The sequence below is a fragment of the Limnohabitans sp. genome (assembly GCF_044361985.1).
Classification (GTDB): Bacteria; Pseudomonadota; Gammaproteobacteria; order Burkholderiales; family Burkholderiaceae_C; genus Limnohabitans_A.
This window is the reverse complement of record NZ_JBIKHV010000046.1, coordinates 1-20,206: the sequence shown is the minus strand read 5'-3', so window position 1 is coordinate 20,206 and position 20,206 is coordinate 1. Positions and strand designations below refer to the sequence as shown.

The following is a 20,206-nucleotide window of genomic DNA, read 5'->3' as shown; positions in this document are numbered from 1 at the left end:
GACGACGACCACGTTACGGCCTTGCTTCATGTTCATGCTTGAAATGTTCTTTCTCAAAGAGCCTGTACCACCCATTGCCCTGCCGCTTCAACCAGTTCGCGGTCGCAATGGAATTCGTCAACTTCGCTTTCATGCCCCGGCAAGATGCACACCACCGTTTCGCCACGGCCGCGCAAGGCAGCAATGGCCGAGCGCAAATTGCCCGAGTTGCCCCAGGGGGCCCGGATCGCTGCGCGCAATGCCAAGGGGGGCACAGCCGACACCAGTTCTTTCAAATCCAGACTGAAGCCTACGGCGGGGCGATCGCGGTCAATGCGGTGGCCAAAGACGGCGCCGACACCGTCGTAGCGTCCGCCACGGGCCAGCGCATCGGATGCACCCTTGGCATAAATGGCAAAACGCATGCCGCTGTAATAGGCATAGCCACGGGAATCGCCCAGGTCAAAACTGATGGCGGCGCCCGAAATCTGAGTGGCCAACCAGCGCAACTGTGTCAATGCCTCGCTGATGGCGGGCGTTGCGGGAAGACACTTGACCGCCTCGTCAAGCACACGCTCATCGCCATACAAGTCCACCAGGGCACGCAAGCCATTGCGGTTGGCAGACGAAAAATCAGCGGTCAGACGTTCAATCGCGCTCCCGTCCTTGATGGCCAGCGCCGCATGGATCTCGTGGCGCACCGCATCAGAAGTGGCCTCGGCCTGCAGCAGACTGTTGATGATGCGGGCGTCTGCCAGGTCCACTTGCAAATCGTCCAGGCGGGCTGCACGCAGGCAGTCAAGGGCCAATTGCAGGGTTTCCAGATCAGCCTCTGGGCCAGCATGGCCGTAAATCTCAGCCCCCAACTGCAAGGGTTCACGGGTGGCGTGCGGACGGGCGGGTCGCGTGTGCAAAACCGGGCCGCAATAGCAAAGTCGGGTCAGCCCAGAACGGCCGAGCAAGTGGGCATCAATCCGAGCCACCTGAGGGGTGGTGTCAGCTCGCAAACCCAGTGTGCGGCCTGACAGCTGGTCCACCAATTTGAAGGTTTGCAAATCAAGCGCTTCACCCGTGCCGGTGAGCAAGGATTCCAAATGCTCCAGCAGCGGCGGCATGACCAGCTCGTAGCCATAGCCACGGGCGGTGTCCAGCAGTTCGCGACGGAGTTCTTCGATGTGGCGTGCCTCAGAGGGCAAGACATCGGCAATGTGATCCGGGAGGACCCAAGCAGACATGGGGTGTGGGGGGGACTGTTAAAAAAGGGATTTTACCGGCTTGAATGCCGGTTTCAGGGATTGGATTCAGGAAACAATCCAGAAGAGCAACAATCCCGCAATGACCATAAACATGCCGAAAAAACGGATTTGCCCATCTTCAAGCTGCAAAAGCTGCTCAAACAGGCGCCGCCAATTGAAGGGCGAGATCATGGGCATCAAGCCCTCCAGGATGAGCATGAGGCCCAACGCCAGCAGGAGGGTGTCCAGCAAGGTTTACTTCCGGGGTGGTGTCGCCACGCCAGACGAGCCGCGCATGCCTTTGAAAAACTCGGAGCTGCTCGGATCAAGCACCATCACGTCACTTTTGCTGCTGAAGCTGGATTTGTAGGCCTCCAGGCTGCGGTAAAACTGAGCGAACTGGGGGTCGCGGCCAAACGACTCGGCATACAGGCGCGCAGCCTGAGCATCGCCCTGCCCTTTAATTTTCTGGGCATCGCGGTAAGCATTGGCCACGGTCACTTCGCGCTGACGGTCGGCATCGGCGCGGATTTTTTCACCTTCGGCACCACCGGTTGAGCGCAACTCGTTGGCCACGCGCTTACGCTCGGCTTCCATGCGGCGATAGACCGACTCGGTGATGGTGTCCACGTAGTCAGCACGTGTGATGCGCACATCCACCACATCGACGCCCCAGGGCTTGGCGCCCTTGACCACAATAAGAACCGCGGCTTTCACATCATCCATCAACTCTTCACGCTTCAGGGACAACAACTCGTTGACCGTGCGCTTGTTGATCTCTTCCTGGAAGGCATTTCGAACCACACGATTGAGCTGGCTGGTGCCGGCTTTTTCGTCCAGGCCCACGTTGCGGATATAGGCCTGTGGATCGGTAATGCGCCAACGCACATACCAGTCGATCACCACACGCTGCTTTTCGGCTGTCAGCATGGGCTCGTTGTCTGGGCTGTCCAGGGTCAGCAAGCGCTTGTCAATGTAATTGACGTTTTGCAGTGGCGGCGGCAGCTTGAAATGCAAGCCCGGCTCGGTGATGACTTCCTTGATTTGACCCAAAGCGTAGACCACGCCAAACTGGCGTTGATCAACCACAAACACGGTTGAGCTGAACAGCGCAAAGGCCACCAGCAGCGATGAAATCCACAATCCGATGCGATTCATTTTCTTAGTCCTTATCGTGGATCGCGTTCACGCGAACGCTGGAGGTCACGTGAACGTGTGTCCACTGCACCGCTGTTGGCCCCATTGGCGCTGGCCGCAGCCGCTGGGGTGTCCAAGGCGGGCGGGGCCACAGTCGTGACCTGCTGCATGATTTTGTCGAGTGGCAAATACAACAAGTTCGAGCCTTGTTTGCTGTCCACCAGCACCTTGGTCACGTTGCTGTAGATCTGCTGCATGGTGTCGGTGTACATGCGGTCGCGCATCACTTGGGGCGACTTCTGGTATTCGGGCAGGATGGTCTTGAAGCGCTGCGCGTCACCTTCGGCTTGTGCAACGATGCGTTCACGGTAAGCATCTGCCTCTTCCTTGAGGCGGGAAGCCGCACCCACAGCTCGGGGCACCACATCGTTGGCATAAGCCTGGGCTTCGTTCTTGGCACGTTCGCGCTCTTGACCGGCTTTCAGCACATCATCAAATGCCGCTTGGACCTGCTCTGGGGGGCGAACGCCGCCTTGTTGCAAGTTGATGCCCACCACTTCGATGCCCACTTTGTAGCGATCCAGAATAGTCTGCATTTTTTCGCGCACACGGGGAGCGATCTGATCACGCTCTTCTGCCAAAGCGGAGTCCATCTTCATCTTGCCGACGACCTCGCGCACGGCGGTCTCAGCGGACTGCACCACGGCTTCGGTCGGGTTGCGACTTTCAAACAGATAGGCGCGGGCATCGTTCAAACGGTACTGCACCGCGAATTTGATCTCGACGATGTTCTCGTCTTCGGTGAGCATGGCCGATTCACGCAGGCCAGTGGCCTTGATGATGTTGTCACGCCCGATGTCAACAGAACGGATCTGGGTCACAAACACCAACTCTTGGCGTTGAATGGGATAAGGCATGCGCCAGTTGAAACCGGCACCCACCGTGCTGTGGTATCTGCCAAATTGAGTGATCACGGCTTGCTGACCTTCTTGCACGATGAAGAAGCCGGTGCCCAGCCAGACCAACAAGGCCGCAGCCAGGATCACGCCCAAGCCGAGATTTTTCAAGAAAACAGGAATGCCGGGCCCACCAGAGCCCCCCCCCGATCCGCCAGAACCTTGTGGTCCCTGAGGGCCACCTTTGCCACCAAACAAATTGCCCAGCTTGCGGTTGAAGTCGCGCCAGAGTTCATCCAAGTCAGGGGGGCCGCTTTGTTGTTGTGAGCCACGTCCGGGCGGTTGTTGCCAGGCATCAGGCTTAGGACCCGGGGGCGGTGGTACATCGTTGGCAGGTTTGTTGCCCCCCTCAGGGGTTGATTTGTCGTCGTCCCGACCCCAGCGTGGGTCATTGAGATTGAACATGCCTCGGACCTTTGCTGGGAGCAAGGACCATCGCAGGGCTGGCAGATGAAAATTCATGGTGAGGTGTCTTTGACAGGATAACGAACCCGCATTGTGCCGAATTCGGCAGGACTTCAATTCAACCCCCCCGGATATTCCCGGGTCAAGTCACGGGGATCTGACATCTCTGGCTCGACCGAGGGCAAGGCGGCCATGACGATGCTGGACAAGGCCGATCGCAGCAGGTCGAGGCCTTTGCCGGATTTGGCGCTCAAAAATACCCTGGGAACGGACACGCCATCCACCTCGTATTGGTCTTGCATTTGCAGGGGATAGCGCTCTGCGACCAAAGCATCCAGCTTATTGAAGACGAGCAATTGCGGAACGGTATCGGCCCCGATCTCGGTCAATACCTTTTGCACTTCGGCCATTTGCTCAGGAAAGTTCGGGTTGGCAGCATCCACCACATGCAGCAGCAAATCGGCATCAGTGGCTTCCTGCAAGGTGGCCTGAAAGGCTTCCACCAGACCGTGCGGTAAATCACGTATGAAACCCACCGTGTCAGACAAGGACACCGATCGCCCCGCCTCGCCCAGATACAGCTGGCGCGTGGTGGTGTCCAGCGTGGCAAACAACTGATCGGCAGCAAAGGCCCGAGCTTTGACCAAGGCGTTGAACAGGGTGGACTTGCCGGCGTTGGTGTAACCCACCAGCGATATATTGAAAGTGTCACGCCGCTCACGCTGGCGACGTTGGGTGTTGCGCTGGCGTTTGACCTTGACCAGGCGCTCCTTGATGCGCTTGATCGAGTCGTTGATCATGCGGCGGTCGAGTTCGATCTGGGTTTCACCCGGACCTCCTCGCATGCCGATGCCGCCGCTTTGTCGTTCCAGATGCGACCAGCGGCGGACCAAGCGTGTGCTCAGATACTGCTGGCGGGCCAATTCGACCTGTAATTTACCCTCGTGGCTGCGCGCACGCTGGGCAAAAATTTCCAGAATCAGCAGCGTGCGGTCGTTCACTGGCAAGCCAATATGGCGTTCAAGATTGCGTTGTTGTGCCGGGCTCAGGGACTGGTCAAAAACCACCTCGACCGCGCCGTGCATCATGGCCAGAGCCTTGATCTCGTCGGCCTTGCCGCTGCCGACAAACAATGCCGGATCGGGGGCCTTGCGCTTGCATGTCAGGCGAGCCACGGGTCGGAGGCCACCGGACTCGGCCAGCAATCCCAATTCCTCGAGGTCCGCATCGAAATGCGGCAACCCAAAGTCAACGCCGACCAGTAAGGTCGGCGCGGGCTTGTTGGAAAGTGTTTCAGTCAATATCAGCACCCTCCGATGGCGGGATCAAGCCATCGGGCCAGAGAAAACCACATTAAGCGGTAATTTCACCCGATTCGGGTGTGCTGAAAGTCACAGAACGACCGGGAACAATGGTCGAAATGGCATGTTTGTAAACCATTTGGGTCACGGTGTTGCGAAGCAAAACGACGTATTGGTCAAAAGATTCGATCTGGCCTTGCAGTTTGATGCCGTTCACCAGGTAAATGGAGACTGGCACATGCTCGCGGCGCAGTGCATTCAGGAAGGGGTCTTGCAAAAGTTGACCTTTGTTGCTCACGATATTCTCCGTGTTCAGAAGTTTTGAAGGTTTGACCTTACCACAGGGTAAGAAGCGGGATTTTAGAAAACCCGATTTCCTCAAATATCACCTGGATTCTTTGTCCGCAAAAGGATTGGTCGATGTTTTCATCTCGATCCTCAGGGGCGTACCTGACAAATTGAAGGCCTTGCGAAAACGACCTTCCAGAAAGCGTTTGTAGGTATCGGTCACGTGTTCCAGAGAGTTTCCATGGACCACGATCACAGGCGGGTTCATGCCGCCTTGGTGTGCATAGCGCAGCTTTGGGCGGAACATGCCGCCACGTTGCGGGCTCTGGAACTGGACAGCCTCCAAAAGCAGGCGGGTCAAAATGGGCGTGCTCATCTTGCACATCGCCGATTTGTGCGCCTGGACAATGGAAGCCCAGACAGGACCCAAGCCTTGGCGCTTTTTGGCCGAAATGAAGTGGATGTTGGCAAAGCTCAAAAAAGGCAAGCGCGTTTCGATCGAGCGCTGCACCAACTGCCGCTGGTATTCGTCAACGGCATCCCACTTGTTGATGGCCAGCGCCATGGCGCGACCGCTTTCAAGGGCGTACCCGGCAATGTGCGCATCCTGGTCAGTGACACCCTGCTCGGCATCGAGCAACAGCAAAACAACGTTGGCAGACTCAATGGCCTGGAGTGTTTTGACGACTGAAAATTTCTCGATGGCTTCAAACACCTTGCCTTTGCGGCGCAAACCAGCGGTGTCGATCAACTCAAATTTCTGACCCTGGCGTTCAAAGGGCACCGAAATCGCGTCGCGTGTGGTGCCTGGCATGTCAAAAGCTACCAGTCGCTCCTCGCCCAACCAGGTGTTGATCAGGGTGGATTTCCCCACGTTGGGGCGACCAGCAACAGCCAGCTTGATGACCGTCGGATCCTCTTCGATTTCTTCCGGGTCTTCAGGCAGGTTAAGGGACTCGAGCGCCAACTCGACCAAGCCGCGCGTGCCTTGACCGTGGGCGGCCGAAATGGCAATCACGTCCCCCAAACCCAGCTCGTAAAACTCGGTCAGTTGGATACCCTCCAGCATGCCCTCAGACTTGTTGGCGACCAGCAGGCAGGGCTTGCCGATTTTGCGCAAATATTTGGCAATATCGTGGTCCTGCGCTGACAAACCGCCACGCGCATCCACGACAAAGATCACGATATCGGCCTCTGCCACGGCCTGCCGCGTTTGCTTGGCCATTTCCTTGTAGATGCCACTGCTCGCGTCGGGCTCAAAACCACCGGTGTCAATGACGATGAACTCCTGGCGGCCTTGCTTGCCGTTGCCATAGTGTCGATCACGGGTCAAACCCGCAAAATCGGCCACGATGGCATCGCGGCTTTTGGTAAGTCGGTTGAACAGCGTGGATTTACCCACATTGGGGCGGCCCACGAGGGCCAGTACTGGTTTCACTTAAAAATTTTCCAATCCATCATTCAGGGCGAAATCCGAAGATGCCCCCGGTGCGTGTCACCACCACCAAAGTCTGGCCAGCGGCCACGGGCCTGCCCACAATGGCGCTGCCGTCCGTGCTCAAGCGCTGCAAGTTTTGCCCATCTTGGCGCGACAGGAAATGCACATTGCCCTTGTCATCGCCCAGCACAACAGAGCGACCCAGTACCAAAGGTGCGGTCAAACCCCGAAAGCGCAAGGCCTCTTGAGTCCAGGCCGGCTGTCCACTTTGACGCTGCCAAGCGAACACTTTGCTGTCGGACTCGGCACCAAAAACAAGGGCATCGTCACCGTCCAGACCGGTATGGCCCTGCGCTGGACGTGTCCACAAAATGTTGCCACGGTTGGCATCGATACAAGAGACTGCGGACTGGAAGGCGCGAACACACAAGCTAGTGCCTTGACGGCTGGCACCGGCCACCAGGTCGACCAGCCGCTCAACCTCGTTGGTGCCACGTGATGAACCCAACAGTGTTTCCCAACGCACGGCGCCCGTGTTCGGATTCAAGGAGGCCAAGCGTCCTCCCCAGCCTGCCAGCAAATTGTCGCCAAAGGACATCAGCAAGCCAGCTTGCTGCAAGACCAACGGGTCGCCAGTGCGCTGCTGGGTCCAGAGCTTTTGACCTGAAGCGCCATCGAGCGCCGTGACGGCACGGTCGGCGGTCAGAACAAAGACACGGCCCCCCGCCACAAGCGGTGGCGTGTAGGACAAGGCGGATAAGCGGTGACGCCAGACCACTCGGCCGGCTTCAATGGCCACCACTTCGTTCATTTGAGTGACCACCGCAAAACGCTGACCGTCACCACCGACGCCTGCCTGAATAGGGCTGTCAAGCTTAAGGCGCCAAACTTCCTGACCCGTGCTGGCTTTGATCAATACCACTTGTCCCTGCGTTGAGGCCACGGCCACCTGGTCGCCATCGACGGAGGCCAACAACGGTGTCGTCACCGGTCCCACAGTGTGGGTCCAGACTTTTTGCACCGCCACCTGACCACTCACGGCAGGCAATGCGGCAGGTTGGGGCTTCTCGGGTGCGCTGGAACAAGCCGCAAGGGCGACTGTCAAGACCCCGATCAAGCTCAAACGGGGCCAAAAATGGTTGAAAAAGGTCATCACTTCGGGGTCTCCGCAACGGCAGCCGACTCAGGATCAACGCCCAGGGCATTGAGTTTGGCTTGCACCAAACGACGGTAATCAGGGAAATCTGCCATTTTTTGCCAGGCTTGCTGGTAGGCCCCAATGGCTTCGGTCGCTTGGCCTTTGGCCTGCAACACATCGCCACGAAGGTCTGCCGCCAAGCCGGCCATGGTGGGCGTGAATTCCATGCCCAATTGTTTCAAGGCATCGTCGTACGCCTTGGCGTCGAGCTGCAAAGCGGCCAGTCGCAAACGGGCGATGTCCCGGTACGCTTTGTCGCTTGCGCTGGCAGTCACCCAGACCAGCGCCTCACGCGCTGCATCGCTCTTGCCTTGGGCTTGCAAGGTTTTGGCCGCCAGCAAAGCCGATTGCAAGGCAAATTGGGTCGAGCCGAATTTGTCCTTCATGTCGGCCAAACTGCGCTCCACACGGGCAATGTCACCCGAGGCCGTTGCCCGCTCAACTTCGTCATAAAGCGCAGCCGCTTTTGTGGCCTGGGTTCGCTCCCAATATTGGTAAGCGTTCCAGGCGGCGAAGCTGCCCAAAACAGCAATCAACAGCCAGGAAATCAGGTTGCCCCAAGTCTTCCAGAAGTGCTTGATCTGGTCGAGTTGTTCTTGTTCTTCAAGGTCGAGTGCTTTGGCCATGGTGATTTAACTGCTGGTTGCGCTTTGAAGCGGCGATTGTAGGCTGTAGGCCCAGGCGGCCACACTGGCCAAAGACTCTGTGCGCTGGGCACCTTCCCCGTCGCGCAGCGATTTGACGGCGACGAGGCCTTGGGCCAACTCTTCAGCCCCGAAAACCAATGCAAAACGGGCGCCAGAAGCATCGGCCTTCTTGAACTGGGACTTCATGCTGCCCATGCTGTCACCGCTCCCAGCGTGCATTTGGGCCGACACACCGTTTGCGCGCAAAGCTTGCAGCACCTGCATGGCAACAGGCAATGCAGCCGTTTCGGGCACGATCGCATACACATCGGGGGCGGGTTCTGGCAAGGGCTCGCCCTGCTCCTTGATCAGTTCAAGCACACGCTCAACACCCAATGCCCAGCCCACCGCTGGCGCCGCTTTGCCGCCCACCTGCTCAAGCAGATAGTCGTAACGGCCACCGCCGCAGATGGTGCCTTGCGAACCCAGGCTGGTGGTGATGAACTCGAACACCGTAAGGTTGTAGTAATCCATGCCCCGGACCAGACGCGGGTTGATGCTGTATGAAACGCCGTTGGCGTCCAAAATCGCCTGGACCCCATGAAAGTGGGCCAGGGACGCCTCGCCCAAAAAGTCGAGCAGACGCGGTGCCGACTCGACCACGCCCAGCATGGCCGGGTTTTTGGTGTCCAGAATCCTCAAAGGATTGCTGTGCAGACGGCGTTTGGCCTCTTCGTCCAGCAAGTCGGCATGCTGCTCCAGGTGGGCGATCAGGGCGGCTCTGTGCAACAGACGCTCATGCGGCTGGCCCAGGCTGTTGAGTTCCAGGCGAACGTCTTTCAGCCCGAGTTCTTTCCAGAGCGCATCGGCCAAGAGGATCAATTCAGCGTCCACCTCGGCACCGGCAAAACCCAGTACCTCGGCGCCAATCTGGTGAAATTGCCGGTAACGGCCGCGTTGCGGGCGCTCGTGGCGAAACATCGGGCCCATGTAATACAGGCGTTTGCCACCTTCGTAAAGCATGTTGTGCTCGACCACAGCGCGCACCACACCCGCCGTGCACTCAGGGCGCAAAGTGAGCTGTTCACCGTTCAGGCGGTCCTCAAAGGAATACATTTCCTTCTCGACGATGTCGGTCACCTCGCCCAGGCCGCGCACAAACAAGGCCGTTGGCTCAACGATGGGCGTGCGAATATTGCGATAGGCGTAACGCGACATCAGGTTGCGCACTTTGGCCTCCAACCACTCCCAGCGCGCGGAGTCAGGTGGCAGCACATCGTTCATGCCCTTAACACCCACCAGCTTCTGAGCTTTGGCAGGCTTGGGGCTGTTTTCTGGAAGAAACTCGCTCATTTTTTCTCGGTAGATCCTGAACCAAAACGGTTCTCAATGTAGTTTTCAACCAGTCCCTGAAACTCTTGCGCGATGCCGTCGCCGCGCAATGTCAGGCGCTTTTCACCGTCAATGAAGACAGGGGCCGCTGGCGCTTCGCCTGTGCCGGGCAGGCTGATGCCGATGTCGGCGTGCTTGCTTTCGCCAGGGCCGTTCACGATGCAGCCCATGACCGCCACCTTGAGGTTTTCGACCCCGGGATAACGGGCACGCCAGACGGGCATCTGGGCTCGTAAAAAGTCATCAATCTGTTTGGCCAATTCCTGAAAGGTGCTGCTGGTCGTGCGCCCGCAGCCGGGGCAAGCGGTCACACTGGGCACAAAAATGCGCAAGCCCAGTGACTGCAAAATTTCAGAGGCAATCACCACTTCTTGCGTGCGTGCTTCACCCGGTTGCGGGGTCAATGAGACACGGATCGTGTCGCCGATCCCCTCTTGCAGCAGGATGGCCAAGGCTGTGGCCGAAGCCACCGTCCCCTTGGTGCCCATGCCCGCCTCGGTCAGGCCCAAATGCAAGGCGTAATCAGTGCGGCGACCCAACTCACGGTAGACCGAGATCAGGTCCTGGACGCCTGAGACCTTGCAGGACAAAGCAATCTGAGCCCCATCAAGACCCATGCTTTCAGCCCGTTGAGCAGAAGAAATAGCCGACGAAATGAGGGCTTCGTACATCACTTGCCGAGCCTCCCAGGGTTCGGCGCGCTGGCTGTTCTGGTCCATCAACTCTGCCAGTAACTCCTGGTCCAGGCTGCCCCAGTTGACGCCAATGCGTATGGCTTTGTTCCAGCGCACAGCCGCTTCGATCATCTGACCAAACTGCACATCGCGCTTGTCACCCTTGCCCACGTTGCCTGGATTGATGCGGTATTTCGACAGCGCCTCGGCGCACGCAGGGTAATCAGTCAACAGCCGGTGGCCGTTGTAATGGAAATCACCGATCAGGGGCACATCGATACCCATTTTGTCGAGTTGGTCACGAATGTGCGGCACGGCTTGCGCTGCTTCAGGGGTGTTCACGGTGATGCGCACCATTTCGGAGCCGGCTATGGCCAGTTCTTTGACCTGGATGGCGGTGCCGATCACATCCACTGTGTCGGTGTTGGTCATGGACTGCACACGCACAGGGGCACCGCCGCCGACGGTCACCACACGGGACCCCCAGACAACTCTGGATTGGCGGCTCTTGCGCTTTGCGGGCACAGCGATGGCAATGGGGCTTGTCGTGATCATGGTTTCATCTCGAAACGTGCCACATTGGCTTTGGTGTGTGGTTTGAGATCAAAAGATTGCCCCTTGAAGGTCACTTGAACAGCGTCTGCGCGGCCCACCACGACCGACATCAGATCTGCTGCTGACAGACGCTGGGTATCGCCCGGGTTCAAAACCCCGCTCCAGATCATCTGGTTTTTGGCATCCCGAACTTCAACCCAACTGGTCTGCGTGGCGGCCAACAAGAGCTGTGCAGGCGCAGGCCCAAGCGTTAGCGCGGCCGGCTTACTGGCTTCAGTGTTGGTTTCTTTGGGGACTGTTCGCAAACTGTTGAGTGCAAGCGAGGGATCGACTTCAGGCAGTTTGGTCGACGCGTCTGTCAGCGCAGGGACACCCACAACGGCGCCCAGGGCGGCGGCATCCGTGGCAGATCCAGCGGGTAATGGCGAGGCCTCAGGCACCATGCTGACCGTACGCACCTCCGGTTCTGATGGGCTCAGGTAGGCCGTCACACTTTCCAGCCATGACCATTGTGAAGGGCCAGGCAACCAGATGAGTGCGGCGATCAGGACAAGCATGCCGCCAGCGGTCCACCAGGCCTGAAACTGAAAGCCTCTCGGCGAACGGTTCACTCGCCGAAAATCAGCGGGTGCAACAAGCGCTTGGCGCACCGCACCGTAGGGCTCAAGATAATTGGCGGTGCGTGGCATCAAAGCCAAAATTGGCGCAGGATCAATGCGCAGTTGCCGACAAAAACTGGCCGCCAGTCCGCGGGCAAAAACAGGACTTTGGTCGGCCGGGTACTGGTCGGCCTCCAGGGCCTCCAATTGACGGACCGACACCTTCAAGTTGACCGCCAAAACCCCCAGATGCAGACCCGCCCGCTCCCGTGCAGCCTTCAACAACTTGCCTGCCGTCAGGGGCTGGGCAGCAATGCCGTCAGATGCCCCAGGCGCATTGTCCAAACGATCGTTTTCAGGCATCACCAGACTCCTGGGTTTGAACAGATGAAGCGGGCACCAGCATGATGGTGCGCTGCTGCGCCATGCGATTTTGCACTTGGGTGCGGTCCTTGACATCACCCGCCAATTGACCACAAGCGGCGTCAATGTCATCCCCTCGGGTTTTGCGAACCGTGGTGACCAAACCCGCGTCCTGGAGTTGTTTGGCAAAGGCCTGTACGCGGGCGTTGGGCGAGCGCAGCAAACCGGAAGCCGGAAATGGGTTGAAGGGAATCAGATTGAATTTGCACCGCAGACCCTGGCGGGCATGGCTTTGCACCAGGTCAATGAGTTGATGGGCGTGCTCCGCTTGGTCGTTGACGCCATCCAGCATGCAATATTCAAATGTGATGAAGTCACGCGGCGCGTGGGCCAGATAAGCGATGCATGCTTGCATCAATTCTTCCAGCGGGTATTTGCGATTGAGTGGCACCAAATGGTCGCGCAAGGTGTCGTGGGGTGCATGCAGCGATACCGCCAGTGCAACTGGGCAATCGGCCGACAGTCGCTCGATCATGGGCACCACACCCGAGGTGGACACGGTGACACGGCGACGCGACAAGCCGTAACCGTGATCGTCCAGCATGGCACGCAGTGCCGGCACCAATGCGGTGTAATTTTGCAGGGGCTCACCCATGCCCATCATCACCACGTTGGAGATGACACGTTCATCGGTCTGCAGGTGCTTGCGTAAAAAATGCTCGGCAAACCACAACTGCGCCAGAATTTCACCCGTAGTGAGATTGCGGCTGAAGCCCTGGTGGCCTGTGGAGCAAAAGCGGCACCCTACAGCGCAACCAGCCTGCGATGAAATGCACAAGGTGCCCCGGTCGTCTTCGGGAATGAACACCGATTCGATGGCGTTGCCATCGCCGACATCGAACAGCCATTTGATGGTGCCGTCTGTCGAAATATGCTGACTGATCAAGGGCAGCGCAGAAACATGCGCGCGAGACTGAAGCTTTTGGCGCAATGACTTCGCCAGATCGGTCATCTGGTCAAAATCACTGGCGCCCCGCTGATGTATCCAGCGGAACAATTGGGTCGCCCTGAAGCGCTTTTCGCCCAGGCTCTCACAAAAAACGGCCAAACCATCCAGATCAAATTCGAGAAGGTTGGCCGTCATGATGGTAGAGGTCGCGCTGTTGCCGCGACGCTGTTAGCGGGTGTAAACGTTCATGCCAGCGAAGAAGAACGCAACTTCGGCGGCAGCAGTTTCAGGCGCATCAGAGCCGTGCACGGCGTTGGCATCGATGCTGTCCGCAAAATCAGCACGGATGGTGCCGGCGTCCGCTTTCTTGGGATCGGTCGCGCCCATCAGGTCACGGTTCTTGGCGATGGCATTCTCGCCTTCCAGGGCCTGAATCATCACGGGGCCTGAGATCATGAACTCGACCAAGTCCTTGAAGAAAGGACGCGCTTTGTGCACAGCATAAAAAGCTTCGGCTTCGCCGCGCGACAGATGTGCCATCCTGGATGCGACCACTTTCAGGCCTGCAGCTTCAAAACGGGCATAAATCTGCCCAATGACGTTCTTGGCGACTGCGTCGGGCTTGATGATGGAGAGTGTGCGTTCGATGGCCATTGTTTTTCCTGTAACAGAGTGATTTATAAGCATTTTTGCCCTACAGCAAAGCCCATCATTCTACCCTGATGAGCCCAGCCAAATGGCACCGAAGCAGCATATGCCCCCACGGTCAAAACAGAAATCAGCGGCTACGGGCACCGCCACGCCCGCCCCGACCTGGAGCACCGGGCGTTTTCTTCAGCCGGTTGAAACTCTCTGCCCCGATGAACGAAGTAGTCGTCTTCACGGGATCAGGCAGGCCGGTCCCCGATGCGCCTGGCGCCCTGTTGGGTTTGGCCACTGGTTTGGCGCGCGGCACGGCAGTTCCTGTGCGGCCCTGACCGCCTGTGCGTGGACGCCGGTCATTGCGATTGGTTCGGGTCACTGGCCGTGCCTCGGAAGACCGAGGACGCTCCGTGGTGCCCGCAGCACGCATGAGTGCCCGAATATCGGCTTCATCCAGTTCCAGCCAAGCACCGCGACGCAAGCCGTGCGGCAAAACCATCGCACCGTATCGGATGCGGATCAAGCGGCTGACGGCATGGCCCACCGATTCCATCATGCGGCGCACCTCCCGGTTGCGCCCCTCGGAGATCGTGACACGGTACCAACAATTGGAGCCCTCACCGCCGCCGTCTTCGATGGAGCCAAATTGGGCGACACCGTCGTCCAGCATCACGCCATCCAGCAAGCGCTGCTTTTCCTCTTTGCTCAAAGCGCCCAGCACGCGAACAGCATATTCACGCTCAAGCCCGAACCGGGGATGCATCAACTGGTTGGCCAACTCACCCGAACTGGTGAAAAGCAGCAAGCCCTCGGTGTTCAGGTCGAGACGTCCGACAGATTGCCATTTGCCATTTTGCAAACGGGGCAATTTACGAAAAACGGAGGGGCGGTTTTGCGGGTCGTCATGGCTGACGATCTCGCCTGCAGGCTTGTGGTAGGCGAGTACCCGGGCCGGTGGCGGGTCAATGCGGATGTGAATGGGTTTGCCGTTGACCTTGATCTGGTCGCCGTATTGAACCCGCTGACCGATGTGGGCAGCTTCATTGTTGACCGAAATGCGACCTTCCAAAATCAGCTTTTCCATCTCCAGACGGGAGCCCATGCCCGCTTGCGCGAGGACTTTGTGCAGTTTGGGCGAGTCTGTCTGGGGGGCCAACACGCGTTTCCCCAAGTCGATGGTGAGGTCTTGGGTCGCTTCTTCGTCGTCGAACTGGCCAGACACCACATCGGCCAGCGCAATCGGTTTGTAAGTCGACTCGCCCGCCTGTGGTTGGCGGGCAGTGGGATCAATGGGCAGCGGCGACGTGTCGTCGTGAGGTTCTTGGTTCATTCAGGGGTGGGCTTTTCGCCATGCAGCGGGTGGTCAAGGTGGTTATCTGGGCTCGCAGACAGAATGGTGACATCGCTGCGATCGGGGGGTGTGCCAACGACATTGGATGGCTCGGACGAATTTGCAGCTTCAGGCTGCCTGTGCGCTTCATCGTGCGCTTCTTGCATCAAGACCTCGGGTTCATGCAGCGGCTTGGCTGTTGCCTGATCTGGAACTTGGTGCGGTGCGTCGTCCACGACGGGCATATCGAAAGGCAAGGCGTTGCTGTCATCTTCGAGCGACAAGGATGGCTGGACAGGCATCTGCTCGACCAGGCCGGACAAAGCAGTGGTCTGGCCATTGACCTGAGACAGCATCGGCAACTGATCAAGTGTGGACAGGCCCAGGTCGTCGAGGAATTGTCGAGTCGTGGCGTACAAGCCAGGACGGCCCACGGTCTCACGGTGGCCAATGACTTCAACCCAACCTCGATCCTCCAGTTGCCTCAGGATCTGGGAGCTGATGGTGACCCCACGAATGTCTTCCATATCCCCCCGTGTAACCGGTTGACGGTAGGCGATGATGGCCAGCGTCTCGAGCACAGCGCGGGTGTATTTGGGGGGCTTTTCAGGGTGCAAACGGTCCAGATAATGGCGCAATTCTGGACGACTTTGAAAGCGCCAACCGCTGGCGACACGGGTCAGCTCGAGACCTTTGGGGGTCCACTCGAGTTCCAAATCTTGCAGCATCTGTCTCAGGGTGTCGGCCCCGAGTTCATCGTCAAACAACACACGCAAGTCGCGCAGTGACAATGGCTGACCTGCTGTGAGCAAGGCGGTTTCCAGGACACGCTTGGCTTGCGCCGTATTCATGTGTCTATCTTTCGGGAAAAAGACGCCTCACGGCGTCGAAGGTGCAGAGGTCATGGTTTTTCAAACAAGAAAACCCCCGTTCTGAAGGTTTGGCAAGCTGCCAATTCTTGGATTCGCTTGGGCCAGAAAATCTGACTCAGGCTCCCTGAAGCTTCGGATTGTAGCTGAGCCCCAAAATTGAAAGGGCTTGCGCCATGTCTGCGGGCAAGGCCGCGGTTAAATCCATCGATTGTCCGGAGATGGGGTGAACAAAGGCCAAATGCCATGCATGCAAGGCCTGGCGCGACATGTCGGCGGCCTTGGCGCCCCCATAAACAGCGTCCGCTAGCAACGGGTGCCCGACATGCGCCATGTGAACCCGTATTTGGTGCGTGCGGCCTGTATGCAGGGTGCATTTCACCAGACTCGCCTGGGTGTTTTTATCGAGCACCTCGATCGTCGTCGCTGCCGTTTTACCCGATTGGTGAGTCAAATCGACCACAGCCATGCGCAAACGGTTCGCCGGGTCGCGGCCAACTGCAGCCTCGACAGTTTTAGGAGAAGGTGCCATCCAGGGCTTGTGAGCTATGGCCAAATATTGGCGATGCACTTCTCGGGCCGCAATTAGTTGAACCAGCGCATCCATGGCCTGGCGTGTTCGCGCCACCACCATCAAGCCGCTGGTGTCTTTGTCTAAGCGGTGAACGATGCCTGCTCTGGGCACCTCAGACGCCAGAGGATCCAGAGCCAGCAGACCATTGAGCAGGGTGCCGCGCCAGTTGCCAGGGGCCGGATGGACCACCAGACCCGCAGGCTTGTTGATCACGCGCAGGTGCGCATCTTCATAGACCACATCGATCGGCATCTCTTCAGCTACAAAAGCCTGAGACTGAGGCGTGGCGCGCAGGGTGACTTGGATGCGGTGCCCCAGACGCACCTTGGACGACACCTTGCTCACAGTCTGTCCATCGATCAGGGCATCTCCTTGCTCGATCAATTGCTGCAAATAACTGCGTGAAAATTCGGGCACCATTTGCGCCAAAGCGCGGTCCAGCCGCTGGCCGTGAAGCGCCATGGGCACCTGGATCGTGCGAACCTCTTCGTCAGACGCCTCCAATGGGCGTTCAGCATCTTCCATCAAGGTGGCGTTGTCTTCCATTACAGGGGCGGCCGATATAATCAAAATGTTCAACAGTTCTAGGGTGTCACAGATGCGTAGCTTCAGATTATCGATGGTTCCGGCCGGCTTGGTGGTGTCAGCTTTGCTGTTTCTTTCTGGCTGCGCCAACACCACCAAGGATGTGACTGCAGCTTGGACGCCCGAGAAAATTTACAAAGAAGCTCGCGACGAGGCCAATTCAGGTGCCTGGGACAAGGCCATTGGTTATTACGAGAAGCTCGAAGGCCGTGCTGCGGGCACCGTTTTGGCGCAGCAGGCCCAAATTGACAAGGCCTATGCCCAATACAAGACGGGCGACAAAATTCAGGCCACGGCAACCCTGGACCGGTTCATCCGATTGCACCCCTCCAGTCCAGCCCTTGACTACGCCATCTACCTGAAAGGCCTGGTCAATTTCAACGACAACCTGGGCTTGTTCTCGTTTCTCACCAAGCAAGATTTGTCTGAGCGTGACCAGAAAGCGGCCAAAGATTCTTACGAAGCCTTCAAGGAACTGAGCACACGTTTTCCTGACTCCAAATACACACCCGAAGCACGCCAGCGCATGCTGCACATCGTGAACGCATTGGCCTCTTACGAAGTGCATGTGGCCCGCTTTTACGCCAGTCGCGGCGCGCATGTTGCCGCAGTCAACCGCGCTCAGCAAGCCATTGCCGACTACCAGGGCGTCCCGGCCGTGGAAGAAGCTTTGGCCATTTTGGTGAGCTCTTACGATGCCTTGGGCATGACCGCTTTGCGCGATGACGCCAAGCGGGTGCTCGCAAAGAACTTTCCGCAGTCAGACTACCTGAAGGCTGAAGGGGTCAAGAAATCGACGAGCTGGTGGCGTCTGTGGTGAATTGACGCAAAGTCGATAAAAATTCGGGGTGCCCGTTCAGGCGTCGCATTTCCGGCAAGCCCCGCACCAGCCTTCGGCCATAAGACATGGTGGCCAAACGCGTGTCACAAACCACCAACACGCCGCGGTCTGTTTCACTGCGGATCAATCGCCCAGCGCCCTGTTTCAGGGCCACAGCGGCTTCAGGCAAGGCATGGTCTGCAAACGCACTGCGCCCCTCCCGCGTGACGCGCTGACTTCTGGCTTCAAACAACGGATCCCCCGGTGGCGGGAACGGCAGTTTGTCGATAACCACCAACTGCAAAGCATCTCCAGGAACGTCAAAACCCTCCCAAAACGAAGCCGAAGCGACCAGAACGCAGCCAGGGCGCTGATCTCCTGCACCTTCCCTGAAGCGCTCCATCAGACGCCGCTTAGGGCTTTGCCCCTGCACCAGAACTTCAATATTCGCGCCGGCGTCCAGATGGGACTGCAAATACTCACCAATGCTGCGCATGGCACTCAGGGTGGTGGTGAGCACCAGTGTTCTGCCACCCAGCAGTTGCACCGCCTCAAGCACCAACTGCGCCACTTGGGCCGCATGACCTGGATCACTGGGCTTGGGTAAATGTTCAGGCACATACAAGGCCGCTTGTTGCGCGTAGTCAAACGGACTGCTCACCTGCATCACTTGCGCTGAGGTCAATCCGCAAGGCTCGGTGAACCAGCGCAAACTTGGTTCATCGCCCAGCGTTGCGGATGTGAAAATCCAGGCACGTTGGCCGACTCCGCCACCGTTGGGTGTTTGATTTTCCAGAACATGGCGAGGGTCGCCCGCCATCAAGGCCTGCACCACCTCTGCATCGGACGCGTCTTCGGTGTCATGGGCCAAGTTCGCTTGCGCGGGTTTGATCAAAGCCGAAAAAGCCTGTGCAATGTCCAACGGTGACTCGACCAAGCGCAGTTGCGCACTGACTTCGGCCCAACGCACGCCCTCGCTGTCTGGCGCGCTGGAGAACAAAACCGCCTTTTCGGACAGCTCGCGGCTGCGCTCAAAGAGCCGCTGAAAATCTGGGGCCAGCTCCACCACGGACTCCAGGCCGCTTTGCAACTGCGCCAATGCGTGAACCAGATATTGCAAGGCAAGGGTCCATTCGGCAGCATCCACGCCTTCAGGCAAGACCTGTGTCCAGCGTAACCTCACAGAACCCCGGTGCAGGCCTGCAGCCAGGCGCAAGTCGCGGGTGGATTTTTCGAGTTGATCCGTCAGCGCATGCCAGTCCACCAAGCCCCGCGCCAACTGCAAGCCGGTGGCCAGAACATCGCGCGACAACTCCAGCAATTGAACCGTGGACAATTGTTGGCCCAAAAAATTGACCCCGATTTCATTGAGCTGGTGGGCCTCGTCGAACACGGTTACCCGCACGGTAGGCAGCAATTCGGCCACACCCGACTCGCGCACCGCCATGTCAGCGAAAAAAAGATGGTGGTTGATCACCACCACATCCGAAGCCATGGCCTCTTTTCTGGCCAGGTTCACGTGACAAGCGCGAAAGCGTGGACAACTGGAGCCAAGGCAGTTGTCACGTGTCGAGGTGACCAAAGGCCACAAAGACGAGCGCTCGTCCAAACCCGTCAATTCGGACATGTCACCCGTGCGTGTGGCCTGCGACCAAGTCTCGATTTTGGCCAGCGCACGCTGCGCACTGGGCTGGGTGGCTTCTGAACTGTGGCGGGCTTGCTCCATGCGGTGCAAGCAAAGGTAATTGGACCGCCCCTTGAGCAAGGCGACACGGATGGGCAATCCCAAAACATCCACCAGGCGAGGGATGTCACGGGAAAACAATTGGTCTTGCAGCGCCTTGGTGGCGGTTGAAACCAGCGCCCGCTGCCCGCTGAGCAACACGGGCACCAGATAAGCATAGGTTTTGCCAACCCCTGTGCCGGCCTCAACCACCAACTGGCCACCCTGCTCCAGCGTCTGGCTGACCGCCATGGCCATGTCGGTCTGGCCCTCACGGGGCTGAAACCCTGGCACTGCCTGGGCAAGAGCCCCATGGCTTGACAAGGTCAGCGCAACCCTTTGCAGCAGCAAACTCAAGCAGGCTCCTTGGGGTCGAGCATCCACTGCAATTGGGTGATTTGATCGCGCAAAGCCAAGCGACGTTTTTTCAGACGCCGCAAAAGCAACTCGTCCAGCGGCTGAGGCGTCAGCACAGCTTGGTCAATCAGGGCATCCAGATCGGCATGCGCCATCTGCCATTCGATCAGCTGGCGACGCGGAGATCGAAGATCTTCGGAGGTGATGTCCG

The 20,206-nt window shown here is 58.3% G+C and carries 20 protein-coding genes; 1 reads left to right on the top strand and 19 read right to left on the bottom strand.

The genetic code is table 11. The features are described 5' to 3' along the window. Positions 1–53 precede the first annotated feature (53 nt). The 17 genes from ACIQ3A_RS09330 to ACIQ3A_RS09250 all read right to left on the bottom strand — a co-directional run bounded on the left by ACIQ3A_RS09330 (position 54) and on the right by ACIQ3A_RS09250 (position 17,056). Positions 54–1,214: an ATP phosphoribosyltransferase regulatory subunit gene (locus ACIQ3A_RS09330; protein ID WP_396431465.1), complete on the bottom strand. Its 1,161-nt coding sequence runs from the start codon at positions 1,212–1,214 to the stop codon at positions 54–56. 66 nt (positions 1,215–1,280) lie between these two features. After that, positions 1,281–1,466 (bottom strand): DUF2065 domain-containing protein, encoded by a 186-nt coding sequence (locus ACIQ3A_RS09325; protein ID WP_396431464.1) that lies wholly within the window; start codon positions 1,464–1,466, stop codon positions 1,281–1,283. A gap of 3 nt (positions 1,467–1,469) precedes the next feature. Continuing rightward, a complete protein-coding gene (hflC, locus tag ACIQ3A_RS09320) occupies positions 1,470–2,372 on the bottom strand; it encodes a protease modulator HflC (protein ID WP_396431463.1) in 903 nt (300 codons plus the stop codon). Between the two features lie 11 nt (positions 2,373–2,383). Continuing rightward, positions 2,384–3,769, bottom strand: a complete 1,386-nt coding sequence (gene hflK / locus ACIQ3A_RS09315) for an FtsH protease activity modulator HflK (RefSeq protein ID WP_396431462.1) — start codon at positions 3,767–3,769, stop codon at positions 2,384–2,386. Between the two features lie 56 nt (positions 3,770–3,825). Next, entirely contained in the window at positions 3,826–5,022 is a 1,197-nt protein-coding gene (hflX, locus tag ACIQ3A_RS09310) for a GTPase HflX (RefSeq protein ID WP_396431461.1), read from the bottom strand. Between the two features lie 43 nt (positions 5,023–5,065). Then, a complete protein-coding gene (hfq, locus tag ACIQ3A_RS09305; RefSeq protein WP_396431469.1) occupies positions 5,066–5,329 on the bottom strand; it encodes an RNA chaperone Hfq in 264 nt (87 codons plus the stop codon). A gap of 69 nt (positions 5,330–5,398) precedes the next feature. After that, positions 5,399–6,739 (bottom strand): ribosome biogenesis GTPase Der, encoded by a 1,341-nt coding sequence (gene der / locus ACIQ3A_RS09300; RefSeq protein WP_396431460.1) that lies wholly within the window; start codon positions 6,737–6,739, stop codon positions 5,399–5,401. A 19-nt stretch (positions 6,740–6,758) separates the two neighbouring features. Continuing rightward, positions 6,759–7,892, bottom strand: coding sequence for an outer membrane protein assembly factor BamB (gene bamB, locus ACIQ3A_RS09295; protein ID WP_396431459.1), 1,134 nt, complete (start codon positions 7,890–7,892; stop codon positions 6,759–6,761). Then, entirely contained in the window at positions 7,892–8,563 is a 672-nt protein-coding gene (locus tag ACIQ3A_RS09290; protein ID WP_396431458.1) for a YfgM family protein, read from the bottom strand. Before ACIQ3A_RS09290 ends, bamB begins: the two co-directional genes overlap by 1 nt. 6 nt (positions 8,564–8,569) lie before the next feature. Next, on the bottom strand, positions 8,570–9,916 hold the full coding sequence (hisS, locus tag ACIQ3A_RS09285) for a histidine--tRNA ligase (RefSeq protein WP_396431457.1): 1,347 nt from the start codon (positions 9,914–9,916) through the stop codon (positions 8,570–8,572). After that, entirely contained in the window at positions 9,913–11,184 is a 1,272-nt protein-coding gene (gene ispG, locus ACIQ3A_RS09280; protein ID WP_396431456.1) for a flavodoxin-dependent (E)-4-hydroxy-3-methylbut-2-enyl-diphosphate synthase, read from the bottom strand. Before ispG ends, hisS begins: the two co-directional genes overlap by 4 nt. Continuing rightward, positions 11,181–12,146 carry a helix-turn-helix domain-containing protein gene (locus tag ACIQ3A_RS09275; protein WP_396431455.1) on the bottom strand — a complete coding sequence of 322 codons (966 nt, stop codon included), beginning with the start codon at positions 12,144–12,146 and terminating at the stop codon, positions 11,181–11,183. Before ACIQ3A_RS09275 ends, ispG begins: the two co-directional genes overlap by 4 nt. Next, a complete protein-coding gene (gene rlmN / locus ACIQ3A_RS09270; RefSeq protein WP_396431454.1) occupies positions 12,139–13,290 on the bottom strand; it encodes a 23S rRNA (adenine(2503)-C(2))-methyltransferase RlmN in 1,152 nt (383 codons plus the stop codon). The genes ACIQ3A_RS09275 and rlmN overlap by 8 nt, the downstream gene beginning before the upstream one ends. 33 nt (positions 13,291–13,323) lie before the next feature. Further along, a complete protein-coding gene (ndk, locus tag ACIQ3A_RS09265) occupies positions 13,324–13,749 on the bottom strand; it encodes a nucleoside-diphosphate kinase (protein ID WP_396431453.1) in 426 nt (141 codons plus the stop codon). A 124-nt stretch (positions 13,750–13,873) separates the two neighbouring features. Next, a complete protein-coding gene (locus ACIQ3A_RS09260; RefSeq protein WP_396431452.1) occupies positions 13,874–15,067 on the bottom strand; it encodes a pseudouridine synthase in 1,194 nt (397 codons plus the stop codon). After that, positions 15,064–15,918 carry an SMC-Scp complex subunit ScpB gene (gene scpB, locus ACIQ3A_RS09255; RefSeq protein ID WP_396431451.1) on the bottom strand — a complete coding sequence of 285 codons (855 nt, stop codon included), beginning with the start codon at positions 15,916–15,918 and terminating at the stop codon, positions 15,064–15,066. The genes ACIQ3A_RS09260 and scpB overlap by 4 nt, the downstream gene beginning before the upstream one ends. Positions 15,919–16,054: 136 nt before the next feature. After that, positions 16,055–17,056 (bottom strand): RluA family pseudouridine synthase, encoded by a 1,002-nt coding sequence (locus ACIQ3A_RS09250; protein ID WP_396431468.1) that lies wholly within the window; start codon positions 17,054–17,056, stop codon positions 16,055–16,057. Between the two features lie 73 nt (positions 17,057–17,129). On the opposite strand from ACIQ3A_RS09250, the gene ACIQ3A_RS09245 reads away from it, so the two are divergent. Then, positions 17,130–17,915 (top strand): outer membrane protein assembly factor BamD, encoded by a 786-nt coding sequence (locus ACIQ3A_RS09245; RefSeq protein ID WP_396431450.1) that lies wholly within the window; start codon positions 17,130–17,132, stop codon positions 17,913–17,915. Here ACIQ3A_RS09245 and ACIQ3A_RS09240 read toward each other — a convergent pair. Beyond that, entirely contained in the window at positions 17,881–19,896 is a 2,016-nt protein-coding gene (locus ACIQ3A_RS09240) for an ATP-dependent DNA helicase (RefSeq protein ID WP_396431467.1), read from the bottom strand. The two genes, ACIQ3A_RS09245 and ACIQ3A_RS09240, sit on opposite strands and share 35 nt — an antisense overlap. A gap of 95 nt (positions 19,897–19,991) precedes the next feature. After that, positions 19,992–20,201, bottom strand: a complete 210-nt coding sequence (locus tag ACIQ3A_RS09235) for a DUF465 domain-containing protein (RefSeq protein ID WP_396431466.1) — start codon at positions 20,199–20,201, stop codon at positions 19,992–19,994. Positions 20,202–20,206: the final 5 nt, after the last annotated feature.

Bases quoted from the DNA above. Each gene is read 5' to 3' on its own strand.
- ndk (WP_396431453.1), bottom strand. From the start codon at position 13,749: ATGGCCATCGAACGCACACTCTCCATCATCAAGCCCGACGCAGTCGCC.
- rlmN (WP_396431454.1), bottom strand. From the start codon at position 13,290: ATGACGGCCAACCTTCTCGAATTTGATCTGGATGGTTTGGCCGTTTTT.
- ACIQ3A_RS09240 (WP_396431467.1), bottom strand. From the start codon at position 19,896: ATGGCCATGGCGGTCAGCCAGACGCTGGAGCAGGGTGGCCAGTTGGTG.
- ACIQ3A_RS09250 (WP_396431468.1), bottom strand. From the start codon at position 17,056: ATGGAAGACAACGCCACCTTGATGGAAGATGCTGAACGCCCATTGGAG.
- hisS (WP_396431457.1), bottom strand. From the start codon at position 9,916: ATGAGCGAGTTTCTTCCAGAAAACAGCCCCAAGCCTGCCAAAGCTCAG.
- ACIQ3A_RS09245 (WP_396431450.1), top strand. From the start codon at position 17,130: ATGGTTCCGGCCGGCTTGGTGGTGTCAGCTTTGCTGTTTCTTTCTGGC.
- ACIQ3A_RS09260 (WP_396431452.1), bottom strand. From the start codon at position 15,067: ATGAACCAAGAACCTCACGACGACACGTCGCCGCTGCCCATTGATCCC.
- ACIQ3A_RS09330 (WP_396431465.1), bottom strand. From the start codon at position 1,214: ATGTCTGCTTGGGTCCTCCCGGATCACATTGCCGATGTCTTGCCCTCT.
- bamB (WP_396431459.1), bottom strand. From the start codon at position 7,892: ATGACCTTTTTCAACCATTTTTGGCCCCGTTTGAGCTTGATCGGGGTC.
- ACIQ3A_RS09290 (WP_396431458.1), bottom strand. From the start codon at position 8,563: ATGGCCAAAGCACTCGACCTTGAAGAACAAGAACAACTCGACCAGATC.
- scpB (WP_396431451.1), bottom strand. From the start codon at position 15,918: ATGAATACGGCGCAAGCCAAGCGTGTCCTGGAAACCGCCTTGCTCACA.
- hflC (WP_396431463.1), bottom strand. From the start codon at position 2,372: ATGAATCGCATCGGATTGTGGATTTCATCGCTGCTGGTGGCCTTTGCG.
- hflK (WP_396431462.1), bottom strand. From the start codon at position 3,769: ATGAATTTTCATCTGCCAGCCCTGCGATGGTCCTTGCTCCCAGCAAAG.
- ACIQ3A_RS09275 (WP_396431455.1), bottom strand. From the start codon at position 12,146: ATGCCTGAAAACGATCGTTTGGACAATGCGCCTGGGGCATCTGACGGC.
- ispG (WP_396431456.1), bottom strand. From the start codon at position 11,184: ATGATCACGACAAGCCCCATTGCCATCGCTGTGCCCGCAAAGCGCAAG.